The sequence below is a fragment of the Amycolatopsis sp. CA-230715 genome, assembly GCF_018736145.1.
Taxonomy (GTDB): Bacteria; Actinomycetota; Actinomycetes; order Mycobacteriales; family Pseudonocardiaceae; genus Amycolatopsis.
In genome coordinates, this window is the sequence record NZ_CP059997.1 from 10166929 (window position 1) to 10183269 (window position 16341).

A 16341-nucleotide genomic window follows, 5' to 3' on the forward strand; every position below is an offset into this window, starting at 1 on the left:
GGAGTGATTCAGCTGCCAGAGTCACGCCAGCACGTCACCGAGGAAGTAGCGCCATAATTCCCTCGGATCCTCGCCACGTGTCCCACCTCCCAAACTTCCCCATTGAAAGGTCAACATATGAACAATGACGAGCCAAAGAACCTCGATCTTTGCTACAAGAAACGAAGGAGACGAAACAGGTCCGATGCGATGATTTCGTTCTGGATTTTCATCATGGGAAGCAGCTCGGTTCCCATCACAGGCTTCCTCACCGATCAAAACTCATTCGCGATGACGATACTTCCGTTGTTGTGCGCCCCCGTTCCCGCCATGTTCGTGTGGCTTGGCCTCAGAAACCGCACAGAGAAATCAGTGGATGCCCAAGATTTCAAAAAGAGGCGATCGGATGAGTAATGACTGAGGAACGTCCGCATGCCAGTGGAGCAATCGTCCCATTTGCAGCGTGGGCACGCCCTCTTCACACACTGGCCGGGTTTGTGGCGGACATCCCGCGCTGGAATTGCACAGCAGTGACCGCCTGGGCCTCCACTCGTCGATACAACTTCCATCCTCGCTCCCATGAACGAAATCGTGATGGCCACCGACTCGACCATCCAGGACGAGAACGGGGCCGAGGAGATTCGCCGCAGCCAAACCTGGGGTGATATCGACGGCGACAGCTGACCGCACTGTGGCAGAGACTAGCTAGTGTCGTGATCATTATTTCGTATGCAGTGGATCGAGCCGATCATCGGTACGATCGAATTAATCGATTACCGACTACTGATGAGGTTCTGATGAGTGACTCCGAGAGCCTGGCTGACGTGTACGGCCAACGCAGCGCGCGAGCGCTGATCTCGGCGGTGGTGGAGCTGTCCAGAAGGGATCCCGACGAGATTCTATCGTTGCGTCAACATGGACTGTTGGCCAGGGCGGAGGGCGTGGCCGCGGCCGATCTGGATTCGGGAAGCGATCCGGCCGACTACGGTGGCCCGGACGCAGTCGAGGGACTGCTCGCCACAGCGGTCGATCTGTATCACCACTACGGTGACCGTGACGGGGTGCTGACGACGGAGCAAGCGAAGCTGATTGACCGCGCTGCTGTCGACCTGGGGTTGGCCGATGCCGAACCCGAAGCTTGACCCCGACGAGGAACGAGCAGTGCTGACCGGGTGGGCGCGCCACCGCCATACCACGCAGGCACTTGCGTTGCGGTCACGGATCGTGCTGCGCTGTGCTGAAGGCGGCTCGATCGGCGAAGTCGCTATCGATGTGGTTGTCTCCCGCAACAAGCACCATGGCGGTGGCACGAGTCATCATCCATGCCGCCCAGGACATCGGGACGTTCCGCCGCACCTGGCATCTGGCGTCGCAGGAATGGTAAGTACGGCGTGATCCCACCGAAGTTCCGGAGCTCGAGCACGAGCACACCTGGCCACGCGACGACGAGTTCCGGTCGGCCCTGGCCGAGCTACAGGTGCTGCCGCGGCCTACCTCGCGAAGGCCGCTGGTGTGGCCGAGATGCCCCAGTGGGTTCAACCGCGCCGCGGCATGAAAGTGACGATCCGATCACGCGACCGCACGCCCACGCGGCTCTTTCGCGACGCGGCCGCCGAGTCGGGCCGGTGCCCGGCTCGCCCGGTCTGGAGTCACTCATTGAGAGCGGAAGCCGCCGCCGCGGGGACCATCAATGGATGCCGATAGCCCCACGGACGGGATGGTGCCGAAGGCACGGACACGGCTGCCGCGCGGAGCAGCGACATCCGTACAGCCCTGGTCGTGGCCTCGGACGGGTCGATGGTCGTGGCGATATCACGACGCCGACTCGAGCGCGGCGGCGGAGCGCGCCGGACGCCCGGTCATCTCTCACTCGGTGTTCACGCGCCACCTGTGAAGCGTCGCTTGAGCGACACCGTGTCCTTTCCGGATTCCTGGTGGGCCACCCTGAACTCCTCCCTGGACGCTCTTGCCCGCCAGCACACAATGCGTGTCGCCACGCCCGATACCGAAGCGATGTCACAAGCGCTGGCCAGTAGGGAGATCGAGCGGGCTTTCCCCGGCCGCGTCGATACGACGATCGACGATCAATGGGTACCCGCGCACGCGGACTTGAACTGGTCGAACCTGACCAGTTTGGAATGCTGGATTCTGGACTGGGAGGACCACGGGTTGGCGCCCCGCGGTCTCGACGCCGCGAACCTGTGGGCCAGTTCGCTGAGCGTCCCGGCGCTCGCTGACCGCGTTCGCCGGGAACGGGAATCTGACTTGGACACACGGCCGGGCACGCTCATGGCCCTGTTCTGTGTCGCCAAGCTCCTGAATGATTCCTCCGTTCCCGGGCCACTGCGCGACATCGCGACCCGGGAGGTTGACCGACTGCTCGCCGCGCTCCGCTGATCGAAACTGAGGTCAGCGGGGTGCCTGTGCGATCAGGCTGCGGTACCGGTCGACCGCTCCGGCCCGGACAGCCAGCTCGGTCGCGGCGACGAGTTCACGTAGGTATTCGGGATCGCTCGTGCCGACGGCCACCCGGGGCAACCGGCGGCAGTTCGAAGGCCAGCCGCAGGGCAACCTGCGCGGTAGCGCCTTTCTCCCCGTCGGCAAGGAACGCCCGCAGATTCACGCCGGACCAGGCCGCGTCGGCGGTGCTCCCACCAAAAGGGCTCATGCCCCAACACTTCTCGGCCGGTACGTCCAGGACACGGCACAGGGTTTCGCCTGCGGCCAAGATGGGGTCCGCGACGGACAGACCGGCCCGAATCAGAAGCGTCCTGGGCACCGTCCGAGTGCACCGCGTCCATCCGCCCGCGCACCACCGACAACTGTTCCACCGCAACGAACAGATCGTCCTTGTCTTCCACTGATCGACGGCGTTGGGGTGAAAGCGTGGACACGGTGAAAGCGATCGCCGCGGCGCTTCGCGAGACGATGAAAGCCGTTGGCCCTAGGCACCCGTCGTTGCCCACGTTGACCGAAGTTGGACAAGTCGTCCGATCCTGGCTCAACGCGTACGACGTCCCCGACGCGAATACAGCACACCAGCACAAGGCGCTCACCGCATGGGAAACCGACAGCGTTCAGCTACGAGCGATCTACCAAGATCTGCGGCCGACCTTCTTCGGCACCACCAGCGCCAGCCCTGACCCCGTGCTCACCATCGCCTTGGAGATCACGCGCGCCAACGGTCGCCCGATACTGGGCGTCGACAGCGGCAAATCTCCCGCAGATGTGGCACAGCAACTCCGCGACGCCGCCGATCTGGTCGAACGGACACGCGCCTGACTCCTGGCGTATAAGCTGTCCGGCGGCCCCTCGGTGTTCCCCTCCCCGGGTCCCGAGGGGCTTCTTGTCGCCCCGGCAGCCGCGGGCAGGGCAAGCCCGCGATCCAAGGTGGGCATCGCCCAGCAGGGTGATCCTCGACCGAGCAGCCCGGCGGCACAACTCTGCCTTCCGTGACGAAAAACAGCCGACTGGTACCTCTATCCAAGATCGAGACCCCACCCCCTCCACCTTGCGTGCGTCGAACATACGTTCTAGCGTCCTGCTGTGCCTGGCAAGGGAGCAAGAGGAGCACGTGCCTGCCAGGCAGCAGCACGGAGGACGAGCAACATGTGGACGATCCGGCATGTTCATTTGAGACAGCAGGTGACATTCCCGAACCCGCGTAGCGCCGCGGCCTACGTGCGTCTCCACGGGGGCCTCGGTCGCTGGCGGATCGACCGGGCGCGCCCGAGCTGGCCGCCGCGCGGTGGACTCCGCTAGGCCGCGGATCTGGGTTCCAGCTCGACCACCACGACGGGTGTGGGTGCGGCTCGCGAAGTTGTTCCCGGTCGGCAGAGACGACCTCGACCGCGTCGCCGACGGCGTTCGCGTCGGCCAAGGCCAAGTCGCCGGGCGCCTGATCGGGCACCTGATCACCTGGCGCGGCGGCCAGCTCGCATGGATCGAGTTCAACCTCACCACCGTCGACGGCGAGCGGACCGTGACGACCTGGCAGTGGCTACCGCGCATGTGGTTCGAGGACCCCGACGCCCAGCGACGCATACCAGCTCGCCCACTCGACACCGTACCCCGCGGCGTAGCCCCGCGGATCTGGAAACCGATCCCGCCCTATGCCAGCGGAGGCAGCCCTGACGCCTTCTGCAGCGCCAACCCCACGCCGTTCCCGCTGCCGGAATGAGGGGAGTTCGCTACTGCTACATGTCCAGCGACTCCGACTACCCCAACGACGCGGAGCTGCCCGCGGCGATCGTTCGGAAAGCGGCGCACCAGTTCACGGACGGCGGAGGGAGCTGACCGACCGGCATCGATTGGACCGCGCGACCTTGGTGATGCCGATCTAGTTCGTCAGTACCGTGCTCGCTCGACGAGGCTGCCGGTAAGAACGTCGGTCGTGGCCGATGCGGCTAGCGTGGGCCGCAGCGCGGCCCCTACAACCCAGCGAGGCGCTGAGAACTCGATGAAGCTCACCAGCCGCGGTCTCCGTGCAGGCCGGCGGTGAGCTCCGGGCCGTCGGCGTCGCCTTCAGGGGAGAGCTGCACCAGCACGGGGCCGTCGAGCGCGGCCACCTCGTCGAGAACGACGTCCAGCTCCCCGGCGGTGGTGACCACCGTTGTTCCTTCGGCGCTCTCGTCGTACCAGGCGTGCAGCATCAGCGGGGCCTCCCGGGAGTTGCTCCGCCTCCGCATCATGCGTGCCCTGGAGGCTGGCTTCGAGGTGGGCACGCGCCGCGTCGATGTCTTGCTGAACGCGGCTGAGTGCGGCGCGAGCAGTGCGAATCCGATCCAGCGCCGCAGCGAGCAGACCTGCGACTTTGGCAACATCCATTCACGCCTTGCCTGGCTCGTGAAGTGGGGCACCCCGGATTACCCGGGATGCCCCATGTCTGCCCGGTCCGCTAGACCGAGGCGTCGCCCTTCAGCCTTCCAACGAAGGCCCCGAAGGCGGCCAGGTTGAGATCGAGATGCCCGCCGTCCCGGTCCTTGGTGTCCCGCACTCCAACCTTCGATGCGAGGCGCACCTCGACACAGTCCGTACGCTCCTTGCTGTAGCTAGCCTTCCGCCAGTTTCCAGGCTGCTGCACCGTCATCCTCCGGTTTCCAACTCGTTGATAATATCCGCGATGAGCGCTTCCGAATCTGACGCACTCATCGCAACGCTTTCCGCGGTGTCCACTGCGATTCGATAGGCCGCCACGTCCTCTTCATTGTCGAAGAAAAGCGTGGTGTGGTGGACTTCCTGCTGCACGACTGGCTTTATAGAACTCCCCTCAACCGGGTCTATCAAGGTAAATTGCCCCGCCTGCACGGGGTTCCAGTCGGAGGCAATGGGTACGACGCGAAACGTGACTGTCTCAAGCTTCACCTGGTCGCTGAGATGCTGGAGCTGTTCGAGCATCACATGGTGACCGCCGACGCGACGACGCAGCACCACCTCATCGATGACCGCGACCAGGTGCACGGGATTGGTACGTCTTGTCAGCATGTCGCGGCGCCCGAGTCGTTCGAGAACTCGCGATCGAACCTCTTCGGCGGGGAGGCCGCCGCTCTCCATGATCGCCCGTGCGTACTCCTTCGTCTGGAGCACGCCGGGAACGACCTCGGCTCCAACATGAGTGATCGTGCGTGCAGCATCTTCGGCTTCGAGAAGAGCGGCCATTTGCTGGACTCGATCTGAACCGCCGCGCGACAGCCAAACCTCGTTCCCGTTATCACCGACTAGCAGGCTCTGGACATCGTCGACCTCGTCCATGGATGCGTTGAGCGTCATCAGGTACCGCGTCACGTCGTCCGGAGACGGCTGCCGCTCTCCAGTCTCCCAACGAGAGACAGTCGAACGATCCCGTCCGATCTTCGCCGCGAAGGGCGGGATTGAGTCGTAGCCAGCGGCGATGCGGGCTTCCCGCAACCGCTGGCCGACGCGTCGTCCACGAGGGGTGCCAGCCATGCACCAGAGCATAACCGGTCACCTCTAGTCCACAGGGGCGACAGCGAGTGACCACGACGTCACCCCTTCGGAGTATTGATGCCAACGGTGCCAGATGATGCCATGTACTGGCACCACAAGAGGCTACATGTCGTCGATTTTCTTGCTCACTGAGAAGTCAGTCAGGCGACTAGGGGCCTCACGGGACGATCCGCGCCGGAGGTAAGCAATGGCCAGAAGCGTCCCAAGCCATGCGATGCCACCGATCGGCAGCAACTGGCACCGTCTGTCAACGCGGGTCGGCAGCTGCGTGAGCCATGCCCGCTTCGATCTCCAACGAGGGTGATCTGTATGCGTAAGTCCGAGGCCGTCTGCGATGTCGACGGAAGGCCCTTGGTTCGTAGAACGCTCGTCAAGAGGGCGACGGGAGGCCGTCCAATCGGCCGAGTCGGGCGCACGCTGCGGCAGCTGAAGCGGGTCGAGGTCGTCTTCATCAGCTACACGCGCCCCGAAGACTCGCTCGTCCGGCACATGGTCGGCACCGAGCTGCGGGTGGTCGACCGTGATTGAGACAGGCACGGTGGTGTTTGCCGGGCTTCTCGGTGTCGTTGAAGCGGTACTGATCGTGAGGCGCATCCGGACGGACCAGCGCGACCGAGCTGAGGCGGGGAAGAACCCGCAGCGGGTGTCCGCGCAGGAGATCATCGACCGGGAGAGGCCCGTCGTATGGCCCACGGAGTCCCATCTGTACCGCGCGGAAGAAGACGGCCCCGAGCGTCGGGCACACGTGCGTGTGCCTCCATACCTGCACGCGCCGCGGCACGCGCTCGTCGTGAGACCTCCAGTTCCAGCACAACGGACTACCTCGGTCGAAGTGACCGACGTCTTCATGGCCCCGATTCACGACGGAGCAGGCAGTGCGACGCCCTCCTGTCGCAGGTGAGGAGTCCTAATTGGACAGGAACACGACGTTGGCAGCCTCGGACGGCAACGACGCGGAGCGGATCAAGCACGAGATCGAGCACGGTCGACACGATGTAAAAGGGTGGACGAGATATGGCGCTGCGATGGACGGATTCAACATCGCCCAGCTCACGGTCGCCGGAGTGGAGTTCACGGTCATACAGGGCGATCGAGGCGAGACTCTGGTGCTCACGGACGAGCAGTGGCGGGACTTCCGTACCGCTGTCATCGCGGGGCAGTTCGACGACGAGACCAGGCTCCATGAACACCTGGAGGAGCCCGAGGGGAGATGCGGAAATGACCTGGAATGAACAGATCACGAATTGGCGAAGTCCGGTGACGAGCCCCCTGGGCGGGGTCCAGGTCGGTTCGGTGTACGGCCTCGTCGGCATCCGGCTCGCCAGCGAGGTTGGTGTGGCTCCGAACGAGAGGACGACGGTGGTTATGACGAGCGCGACGTGGAAAACGTTCGTTCGCGCCATGAGCAAGGAGAAGCCGTGCCGGACGAAATGACGCCCAAGGACCTGGAGGACGCCGCGCGGGTAGCCGACATGGTGATGGCCCTCCAGGACGGAGAGGTAGTTGCCGTCGACCACGACGCGTTGCGCCGCGGCGGTGGCAATCCTGTCGCGTGGCGGGCGGGCGTCGCCGGAATGTGCGGCCCGCAGGGCATCACGGTCGAGTTCGAGGTCCATGACGATCCCATCGATGTGACGCTGGCGTTCAACGCCGACAAGCGGCCGTCGGCGGAGAGACGCGAACTCTGGGTCAGGGATACGGTCGCCGCTCGGTTCGCTTCCCCGTTTCCGCTCGATAGTCGATTTGACCCGGGCGACGAACAGGATGCGCGGGACTGCCCGTAGCTCACGATTTTCACGGCGGGGTGTCTGCGACGACGCCCCTGCCCCGACGGGAACCGTCCACCGCGGACACCTCGCCGTGATCCATCTTCCGACGTTCGTCGCCCCCTCTGCCTGGAGGGAACGTCGGAGGCGCCCCGTCTCCTCGTGCGGGGTACACCAGGCCCCCGCGCCGGGGGTGCAAGCCCGGCGCGGGGGTCGCCCCGAAAACTTCCGGCCCCTCAAACAGGGAGGGGACTTCCCGGAAGCACCCTGGACCTTCCCTCGGACAGGGTGGCTCTGCCCCCGCATCGTGCCTGCTTGAGCGGTGCGGGGGCCCACAGCTAGGGCAGGTGTCCAGTACCAGGGGTGCACACCTGGACCCGCCTGGACCTGCCCATCCCAGCGACCCCGCCTCGCCCCCAAATCCTCCGGGCTGCCGGGCGGGGTCGCCTCATCTTCTCGGAGTGACCATGCAGTTTGGGAACCACGCGGCGAACGTGGCAGTCCGGAAAGCACGCGATTACCTCCGTTCGGTGGATGCCGACGTATCCACGCTGAGGCCAACAGAGCATCAGGTGCAATACGAGCGCCGACTGTTGGGCGAGGTCGAGCGGCTCACCGAGATCAACAAGGGTCTCCGCGTGACGTGGAGCGAAATCCCGTCAGGGGATCGAGCCGCGGAATTGGTCGCGGAAGCAATAAAGGCCATCGACACATGGCTGGCGCGGTGGCAGGTCGCGTACGAGCACGGCAGGGATCTCGCGGATGTCATGCGGGAACACCGGGAATTGGTTGGCATCACGCGGAAAATCGAGGAGGAACTGTCCAGACTGCGAGGCCAGACGCCATTGGATCCGCATGTCTGATTTCGAAGTACACGTCCCGGCGATGGCGGGAGCAGTGTTGACGAGGCGCGGCAGGAGACGCGGGCGCGGACCGCGCCTCGTCACGCTGTGCGGAATTACACGAAGTTCAAGGTGACAGAATGAACTACGAGAACGCAGAGATCCGAAGCGACTTGCGGAGATTTCTGGAGATGCTCGCCAGCGACACGGAAGGTGTACCGCAAGATGCGGGAATGCAACGGATGGAGTGGAACGAAAGCAGGTTCTTCTCCCGAGCCCTGGAACTGACACGCAAGGGGTACATATCCTCAAGGTTTGAGCGCAGAGCGGAACATCCCAAAATCGGAACGATGTACTACTACATCACAGAGGACGGGTTGAAGTATCTGAACGCGCCTGCGCATCCGAACGTGAAGCTGCGCATAGGCAGATATTTAGGAGGAGTGCCTTCAGTCCACAGGTTGGATGTAGCGCTATACGCAGAGAATGGCACTCTTCAGCCGGAATGCGTCAAGTGGCACAACAGGGCGAACGAGAATCCCCTGAACGCCGATGGCAGCCCACGTTTTGAGTTCACAAACCGTGAGATTACATGCCGACTCTGCAAGGCGGCGCCATGACTGAGTTTCTACTCCGGCAAAGGCTCCGCGCACCCTGAGTGCGCGGCGATAAAAGAAACACCGCGACGAACGGAGAAGAACATGCCGGATGACAAAGAGCAGGAAGAGCGGAGCATGTCCTGGGCGGCAGGTAAGGCGCCGCGCAAGGAGAACGATTCGAAGGGTAGCGACAACGATAGTTCCGCACACAGGGAGTAAGTGGAAAGATCTTTGAGTGAAAAGGTAGAAAAATTGCGTAAAAGATTATGGGCAGCGGCTTCGGTGACGGCGGCGCTCGCCGCTGTGGTAGGGCCGGTCGACGCGGCGGCGGACTCGGCGGAGCCGGGCGACGGCGGTGCCCACACGGATCTGGTCGGCGGGCATCCCGCCGCCGGTGACACGTCGTGGGCGGTGTCGCTGAGGTTCGACGCCCCGGGGATCACCGCGGCGCACTCCTGTGGTGGCGTGCTGGTGTTTCCGGACTGGGTTGCGACGGCGGCCCATTGCGTGACCGCTCCACCTGTGGAGCAGGGAACGGACCGGTGCGGGAACCCGGTGGTGCCGTTCGCAGACAAGGAGCGGTTTTCGATCCGCGTGGGGTCGAAGAGCCGGGTCGGCGGGGGCGAGGAGCGCGAGGTCACCAAGATCGTGCCGCACCCGGACTGGCGCTGGGGCGGGGACCCGATGAGCGATGTGGCGATGCTGCGCCTGTCCCATCCTGTCGAGGCACAGCCAATCCCGCTCGCGGGCAAGGCGGCGAGGCGCGGGGATCGGGTGTCGCTGTACGGCTGGGGGCGGAACTCCCCGTCCGGCTGCGGTTCGCTCCCGACCTTGTTGCAGCAGTTGGACACGCGGGTCGTCGGCGATGCGTCCTGCCGAGGCGGCGGGATCACCAGGTACGAAATCTGCACCGCGAACCCGAACGGAACTGACGGCCCGGGCCCTGGGGACTCGGGTGGTCCGGCGGTGCAGGTGGTCGACGGGGTCCCGCGGTTGGTCGGGCTGTGCAGCCGGGAAGGCGGTGAGTCGCAGTACCCGGGCGTGGAGCCGTCGGTGTACACGAGCGCGCCAAGATACCGGACCTTCATGTACGACACCGCCAGGAACGGTTAAGACTCCGCGCACCCGTGCGCGGTGACGATAGATCACAACCGACAGGAGAACGAAATGTCTTTCTATGGCGTTACGACCTACGGCCCGCCTATGCCGATCGGTGGTGAAGAGGCGGAAAAGATAGCAGAAAAGGGCGCAGGGAAGGCGTCGGACAGTACCAGTAAGAGTTCCGGCCAGAGCGGCCAGGAAAGCAAGTCGCGATGACGTTCTCACGCGAGAACGCCTTCGTGCTGTAAGCGCAACGAGGAGGAGGGGTGGGTCCTGTTACACCCGGGGCCCGCCCCTTTTTCTGGTTGGGCGCGGACAGCAGCGCGATGATGGTGGGCGTTCCTGCTAGCGGGTGACAAGGCTTCCGCGCACAGGCGGTGTGCACTGGATAATGAGGAGATGAAGACAAGTTAGGAGGCGAGCACATGGTTAATCTAGCACAAGCGCGGACAGTAATAATGCAACCCGAAACCCGATGCAATATGGACTGCGATTATTGCTACCTACCTTTCCGCAAGTATCACAACCTAATGTCGACTGAGGTAGCGCGCTAGCAGTTGCTGAATCCGTAAGCCCTGGACAAGCCGCGCCACATGTCAGTACTTCGAGTTCTGCGGTGGCGCACATCCTGCAAACAGATTCTTTGAGCATGGAGGGCGGTTTGACGGAACACAGACAGATTACTGTCGTAACAGCAAGGTAGCCCTAGCAGAAGGGATATTTAGCCTTGATCAGCAAGGTATCACTTCGTCAGCGAGTTGAATCGTCCAGCAAAGGGATTGCCGCACTCTTGGAACGATGGCGGCCAACTCGACGTCAGGAAGCCATGTGGGACAGCCGGACAGGTTGGGACGACAAAGGGGGCGGGTTCGACAACCGACCCACTTGGGATAACTGGAGCAAGAGGCAGCTCAGTCGACGACGGACAGGCCAGCTTCGTTTGCAATGACCGCGGCGAACGAACCGGCCTGTTCGCTCGTAATGATTGCGCCGCGAAGGTTGAGTACGCCCGTCACTTCCGAAATGCGAGAACCAGTGTAATCACATCGGGTCGCGCAGGACGTTTCGAACACAGTCCCTTGAAAAACACACTCATTGAAGGCAACACCGGAAATATCACCAGAGATCACACACTCTCCACGAAGGTACACTCGCGAAAGATTACGGGCTTCTTTGGAGAGTTAAGAAAATCGAGAGAAGCATAGTCAAAGGTGCAGCCTTCGGCGTACGCATCTGCGGAGTCAGTGAGGGTCAGCAGCAACCCTGTTGCGCGACAACGCAGGAACTCACTGCGCCTAACCGAGGCGTTCGTCAAGCGTGCGTTCGTCAAGGTCACACCAACAAGCGACGCATTGGTTATCTCCAACGGAGCGAGTGTCGCCCCAGCCAGATCAACTGCACTCACCAAAGATTCCACTATTACACCCTCCCCGACTGCCCCGGTTTGACCGCCGCCCTCGATATGTTCTCCCCGCACGTTGAACTCACCTTTGAAGGCCGCGCTTCCAACGGAAAGGTCGTCAACGTCGTAGGACGGCTCAAGAACTTTCCGACCCGCGTACTCGCGAAATTCCATAACCGCAACGGTACCGGACACACGCTGGCAACAGGCGGTGATGGCGCTCTTGTTCGGGGAGAGCACCGACAGGTAGACGCAACGCAGAGCGGTGATGTGGAAGGCGTAGTCCAGGGTCAGTCGGGTGGCCTCGGTGCCCAGGCGCTTGCCGCGGTGGTCGGGGCCGAGCTGGATGACGAACTCCCCGGTTCGGACGTGGTGGTCGATCAGGACAGCGGTGGTGCCGACCGGGGTTGAGGGCTCGGTGGTGATGTCGTAGACGGTGAACCGGAGCTGGTGGTCGGTGCCGCGGGCTTGGTGCTGGAAGCCTTCGCGCCGGTTGTTGAGCGAGTCGGGGGTTTGGCGGCCGTAGCCGACCAGGACGCCGGGGTCCTGCTCCCACTGCCAGTACTGGTCGACGAGGTCTTCGGTGAACGGGCCGAGTCCGGCTTTCGCGCCGCGGATCCACACGATCGGTTCGGTCTGCTAGTTAATCGCTCTCGCCTCCATCGTCACGGGCCGGGATGGTGCGCAGCACCGCGAACCGCGCCGTGGACGGCGGTTCGGCTACCGGCTGTCGGTCGTCAGTCTCCACCCACGCGTGCAGCCGCACGGGGTCGGCCGCCGCGCCGTGGCACCACGTCAGCCGTTGGCGCGACATGGCAAGCAACATCAGCACGGCCGCCGACTCCTCCAGACACGCCACCCGCCTCGGTGCGAGCAGCCCGGCCAGCCGCACGGCATGGACCGCCCGGCGGGCGTGTTCGGCGGTTGCCGGGCGCCTCGCACGGCGAGCGGCCTGGTTCAGGATCCACGTCAGCCGGGCGAGGCGTCCGTGCCGTGGCCCGGCAGCGAGCGTGACCAGCACGACGGCCAGCGCCAGACCGGCTAGCACTGTCATGGTGTCCGGAACGATCGCGGCCTTCGGCCGCCCGGCGGCGAGTTCGTGCGTACCCCAACCCGAGCTGCTGCACCACCGTCGACATCCGTCTGGACACCCAAACACACCAGTTATTCGACTTCTTATCGACTGGTCTATTTGATAGCCTTTATCGAGTAGACTAGGACTTACTTTCGAATACCTATCGATAAGGAGTCACTATGGTTGTCGGGATCCTGACGGAGAAGCCGAGTGCGGCGCGGCACCTCGCCACAGCCCTCGGGGGCATGAGTGGAACCTACAACGGCGAGCGGTTCGTGATCACCCAGGCCCGGGGACACCTGTACGAGTTCGCTGACCCGCACATGATGGTCAGGAACCCGGGCCTGGTGGAGAAGTACCGGAAGTGGGACCTGGACAACCTGCCGTGGGATCCGGGAGACCTCGACTGGACGCTCGACATCATCCCGGACGCCGCGCCGGTCGCGCAGGAGGTGAAGCGGACACTCAGTGGCTGCGACGAGATCGTCATCGGCACCGACGTCGATCCCACCGGTGAAGGCGGCATGATTGCCGTGAACGCCGCCCTGGAGTTAGGACTGAAGCCCACGCGCTGGTCTCGGATGTACTTCACCGACGAGGCCGCGACCTCCCTGCGCACGGCGTTCACGAACCGCAGGCCTGTTCCGTCGCTGACGGACTTCGACGAGTACAAGAAGGCGCGCTACCGCTCACAGTTCGATCTGCTCTCGATGCAGTTCACGCGGATCGCCACCGCCATGGCCCGCTCCTGCGGACAGGACACCGTGTTGCGCCAGGGGCGGTTGAAGTCGGCGATGGTCACGCTCGTCGGCGACCAGCTCAAGGCCTACAACGACTACGTCAAGAAGCCGTTCTTCCAGAACAGGTTCCGTGACGAGAACGACGTGCTGTACACGAACCCCGACGAGCCGCGATTCGACCGGAAGGACCAGGTCCCGCGGCACTACGAACCCTCCGCCGTCGTGCTCGACAGTACAACGACGAAGCGCACCGCTCCCCCGAAACTGCTGGACCTCGCCGCGCTGTCCGCGTTGCTGGTCGGCAAGAACATCAAGGCGAAGCTCGTGCTCGCGACCTACCAGAAGATGTACGAGGACCAGATCGTCTCGTATCCGCGCACTGAGGACAAGACCATCACACCCGAGCAGTTCGACGAGCTCGCTCCCCTGGTCGACCAGATCGCGACCGTGGCCGGGGTCGACACCACGTTGCTGACGCACCGCGGTCCGCGCTCCACCCACGTCAAGCCCGAGGGCGCGCACGGCGCGAACCGTCCAGGCCCGAACGTGCCCGACTCGCTCGACGCCCTCGAGCAACAGTACGGCGCAGCCGGTCGCGTGATCTACGAGACGCTGGCGAAGAACTACCTGGCGATGATCGCTGAAGACTACGTCTACGAGCAGCAGAAAGGACACGTCGGGAAGTACCCGGCCTTCCTCGGGATCGCCAACGTGCCGCGGTACCTGGGCTGGAAACAGGTCTTCGACCCCGACCTGGGCGACGACGCCGCCGAGGGCGACGAGTACGAGTCAGCGACAGGCCTGGGCACCCGGGCCGAGCCGATCATCTTCGAAGGTGCGAATAAGCGGCCCGAGCACCCCAGCATGAGATGGCTGATGAAACAGCTGGAGAAGCGTGACGTGGGCACCGGTGCGACACGGACCTCGACCTACTCCGACGTGACTTCCACGACGGCGAAACATCCGCTGTTGGTGGAGAAGAGACGCAAGCTCCTGCTGGCCCCGGCCGGCGAGATGAGCTGGCACCTGCTTCCGGGCACACGGATCGGGGACCTGAGCCTCACCGAGAAGGTCTACGCCGACATGCGCGAGATCGCCGCCGGTACCGCCACGGCCGAGGAGTGCCTCGATGTCGTCGCTGACTGGGTCCTCGAGGACATCGCCACGATGCGGCAGAACGCGGCAACGATGCGCTCGGCGTTAGGTCTACCCGAGAACGCCACCACCGGGGGCGCGGCCCGGCGCGAGCGGGCGGAGGGTGTGTGGGCGAAGACCGGTAGACCCGTCGCGTTCTCGCGCGTCTGGGGTGGCCATCGGTTCACCGACGACGAGGTCACCACGCTGCTGGCGGGCGCGACCATCGAGTTCTCGGCCACCGCGGACAACGGCCGACGTTACGAGGTCTTCGGCGCGCTCGGCGAGGGGACGTTCAAGGGCCGGACGTACGTCGGGTTCCAGAAGGCCGGTTTCGGCCGTCGCGACGCCTCGGGCGCCGCGCTTCCGCCGACAGAGTGGTGCGCGCACGTCTTCACCGACGCCGAGATCCAGGCTCTCATGGCGGGCCAGGCCGTCGAGGCCAGTGACTTTCGTGGCAAGAACGACAAGACTTTTCAGTGCAAAGTGTATTTCGCGGAGGAGAAGAAGGGCCAGGGCAAGAAGATCGTGCCCGACTTCGACGCGTCGATGGACTCTCCCCCGAAAACCTGGTGCCAGGTCAGATTCACCGACGACCAGCTGGCCGCGCTGGCCGCGGGCAAGACGATTCAGGGCACGGGTTTCGTCTCCAAGCATGGCAAGACATTTGACGCCGCGTTGACCTGGAAAGAGAAAGACGGGCGGAAGAAACTCGTCCCCTCGTTCGACAGGCAGCCCGGGCCGGCAAAGCGCCGTTTCCCGCACTAGCCAGCCGGGTCACGACGGACGCACCATCAACAACAGGGTGGCAGGAAACTTATGGCGAAGACGTCCTACAAGGTGCCGACGAGCATCAACCGATCCTTTCTGGATCACGAGATCACGTTGAGCAAGGGCGGGTGGTCGGCGAAGCCCGCACCGGTCAAGAAGCTCCTCTTCTTCTGCGGTGGTGTGCTCGCCCTGCTGTGGGTGACGACGTCGACGTTCATCGCGGACGCCTCCCCGGTCGTGATCACGCTGTTCGTCCTGTGGGGGCTGGCGGTGATCATCTACTTCGGTGGGATCACGAAGACCAAGGAGTTGCGGGCCATGACAGTGCCCGCGTTGCTGGCCTACGTTCCGGCGAAGGCGCGGCACGTCTACACCCGCCGTAACTCGGATCCGTCGGACTTCTACTCGATCGTGGGCATCGACGGCATCGACGAGGACGGGCGGATCCACTTCTCCGACGGCGGGGAAGGGCAGATCTACCTGATCGTCGGCTCCGCGAGCTACCTGCTTTTCGACGAGGACCGCAACGGCATCCTCGACCGGGTCGACGCCTTCTGGCGCAAAGTCGACACGACCTGCGAGTGGGTGACGATCACCACGAAAGAGCCGCAGCGGATCTACCACCAAGTGGCGAACCTGGAGAAGCGCAACCAGGCGCTGCAGATCCGCGATCCCGACCTCGTCGAGCTCCAGAACGAGCAGTACGACATCCTGACGCGTCACGTGGGCGGCAAGTTCACCTCCATTCACCAGTACCTGCTGCTCAAGGGAAAGAGCGCGGACGCGTTACGCCGAGGCCACACGGTCCTGCAAGCCGAGGTCGAGGGATCCGCCTTGATGATCAAAGAAGCGACAGTCCTCGACCGCGACGAGGCCGAGTCGATGTTGCGGGTCTTCTACCACGGCGTCGACGACGAGGTGGCTCCGCGCACAGCGTCACTGAGCCGATGACGGCGTGACAGATT

Annotated in this window: 20 protein-coding genes; 14 read left to right on the forward strand and 6 right to left on the reverse strand. The window is 63.9% G+C overall.

What is annotated here, in order from left to right; translation table 11 throughout:
• Positions 1–776: 776 nt before the first annotated feature.
• The 5 genes from HUW46_RS47260 (at position 777) to HUW46_RS49215 (ending at position 4275) form a co-directional block, all read left to right on the forward strand.
• The gene (locus HUW46_RS47260) at positions 777–1121 is read left to right on the forward strand and encodes a hypothetical protein (protein WP_215545129.1); all 345 of its coding nucleotides are present in this window, start codon (positions 777–779) and stop codon (positions 1119–1121) included.
• A 760-nt stretch (positions 1122–1881) separates the two neighbouring features.
• Positions 1882–2376: a phosphotransferase gene (locus HUW46_RS47265; RefSeq protein WP_215545130.1), complete on the forward strand. Its 495-nt coding sequence runs from the start codon at positions 1882–1884 to the stop codon at positions 2374–2376.
• A gap of 489 nt (positions 2377–2865) precedes the next feature.
• Positions 2866–3261 carry a hypothetical protein gene (locus tag HUW46_RS47270; protein WP_215545131.1) on the forward strand — a complete coding sequence of 132 codons (396 nt, stop codon included), beginning with the start codon at positions 2866–2868 and terminating at the stop codon, positions 3259–3261.
• Positions 3262–3784: 523 nt separating this feature from the next.
• Entirely contained in the window at positions 3785–4159 is a 375-nt protein-coding gene (locus tag HUW46_RS47275; protein ID WP_215545132.1) for a hypothetical protein, read from the forward strand.
• A gap of 20 nt (positions 4160–4179) precedes the next feature.
• Positions 4180–4275, forward strand: a complete 96-nt coding sequence (locus tag HUW46_RS49215; protein ID WP_215545133.1) for a hypothetical protein — start codon at positions 4180–4182, stop codon at positions 4273–4275.
• Positions 4276–4445: 170 nt separating this feature from the next.
• Here the strand turns inward: HUW46_RS49215 and HUW46_RS47285 are convergent, their stop codons facing one another.
• From HUW46_RS47285 to HUW46_RS47295, 3 genes are all read right to left on the reverse strand, one after another.
• Positions 4446–4802 (reverse strand): Imm1 family immunity protein, encoded by a 357-nt coding sequence (locus HUW46_RS47285; RefSeq protein ID WP_215545134.1) that lies wholly within the window; start codon positions 4800–4802, stop codon positions 4446–4448.
• 74 nt (positions 4803–4876) lie between these two features.
• On the reverse strand, positions 4877–5068 hold the full coding sequence (locus tag HUW46_RS47290) for a DUF397 domain-containing protein (RefSeq protein WP_215545135.1): 192 nt from the start codon (positions 5066–5068) through the stop codon (positions 4877–4879).
• Positions 5065–5925 carry a helix-turn-helix domain-containing protein gene (locus tag HUW46_RS47295; protein ID WP_215545136.1) on the reverse strand — a complete coding sequence of 287 codons (861 nt, stop codon included), beginning with the start codon at positions 5923–5925 and terminating at the stop codon, positions 5065–5067. Before HUW46_RS47295 ends, HUW46_RS47290 begins: the two co-directional genes overlap by 4 nt.
• Before the next feature lie 330 nt (positions 5926–6255).
• Here HUW46_RS47295 and HUW46_RS47300 point away from each other — a divergent pair, with 330 nt between their 5' ends.
• From HUW46_RS47300 to amcA, 7 genes are all read left to right on the forward strand, one after another.
• Positions 6256–6474 (forward strand): hypothetical protein, encoded by a 219-nt coding sequence (locus HUW46_RS47300; RefSeq protein ID WP_215545137.1) that lies wholly within the window; start codon positions 6256–6258, stop codon positions 6472–6474.
• Positions 6475–6857: 383 nt separating this feature from the next.
• Complete coding sequence (locus HUW46_RS47305; RefSeq protein ID WP_215545138.1) at positions 6858–7178, forward strand: hypothetical protein; 321 nt, start codon at positions 6858–6860, stop codon at positions 7176–7178.
• A gap of 186 nt (positions 7179–7364) precedes the next feature.
• Positions 7365–7730, forward strand: a complete 366-nt coding sequence (locus HUW46_RS47310; RefSeq protein ID WP_215545139.1) for a hypothetical protein — start codon at positions 7365–7367, stop codon at positions 7728–7730.
• A 443-nt stretch (positions 7731–8173) separates the two neighbouring features.
• Positions 8174–8575, forward strand: coding sequence for a hypothetical protein (locus HUW46_RS47315; RefSeq protein ID WP_215545140.1), 402 nt, complete (start codon positions 8174–8176; stop codon positions 8573–8575).
• A 119-nt stretch (positions 8576–8694) separates the two neighbouring features.
• Positions 8695–9174 (forward strand): hypothetical protein, encoded by a 480-nt coding sequence (locus tag HUW46_RS47320; RefSeq protein WP_215545141.1) that lies wholly within the window; start codon positions 8695–8697, stop codon positions 9172–9174.
• Positions 9175–9372: 198 nt separating this feature from the next.
• Positions 9373–10266, forward strand: a complete 894-nt coding sequence (locus tag HUW46_RS47325) for a S1 family peptidase (protein WP_254125615.1) — start codon at positions 9373–9375, stop codon at positions 10264–10266.
• A gap of 715 nt (positions 10267–10981) precedes the next feature.
• A complete protein-coding gene (amcA, locus tag HUW46_RS49220; RefSeq protein ID WP_442860901.1) occupies positions 10982–11203 on the forward strand; it encodes a multiple cyclophane-containing RiPP AmcA in 222 nt (73 codons plus the stop codon).
• Here amcA and HUW46_RS47330 read toward each other — a convergent pair.
• From HUW46_RS47330 to HUW46_RS47340, 3 genes are read right to left on the reverse strand one after another with little or no spacing between them, the layout of a single operon-like run.
• Complete coding sequence (locus HUW46_RS47330; protein WP_215545142.1) at positions 11166–11384, reverse strand: hypothetical protein; 219 nt, start codon at positions 11382–11384, stop codon at positions 11166–11168. The two genes, amcA and HUW46_RS47330, sit on opposite strands and share 38 nt — an antisense overlap.
• Complete coding sequence (locus tag HUW46_RS48695) at positions 11381–12280, reverse strand: GNAT family N-acetyltransferase (RefSeq protein ID WP_254125617.1); 900 nt, start codon at positions 12278–12280, stop codon at positions 11381–11383. Before HUW46_RS48695 ends, HUW46_RS47330 begins: the two co-directional genes overlap by 4 nt.
• Positions 12281–12299: 19 nt before the next feature.
• The gene (locus HUW46_RS47340) at positions 12300–12710 is read right to left on the reverse strand and encodes a lasso peptide biosynthesis B2 protein (RefSeq protein WP_254125619.1); all 411 of its coding nucleotides are present in this window, start codon (positions 12708–12710) and stop codon (positions 12300–12302) included.
• A 200-nt stretch (positions 12711–12910) separates the two neighbouring features.
• Between HUW46_RS47340 and HUW46_RS47345 the strand changes: the two genes are divergently transcribed.
• On the forward strand, positions 12911–15373 hold the full coding sequence (locus tag HUW46_RS47345; RefSeq protein ID WP_215545143.1) for a type IA DNA topoisomerase: 2463 nt from the start codon (positions 12911–12913) through the stop codon (positions 15371–15373).
• Positions 15374–15424: 51 nt separating this feature from the next.
• Positions 15425–16327: a hypothetical protein gene (locus tag HUW46_RS47350; RefSeq protein WP_215545144.1), complete on the forward strand. Its 903-nt coding sequence runs from the start codon at positions 15425–15427 to the stop codon at positions 16325–16327.
• Positions 16328–16341: the final 14 nt, after the last annotated feature.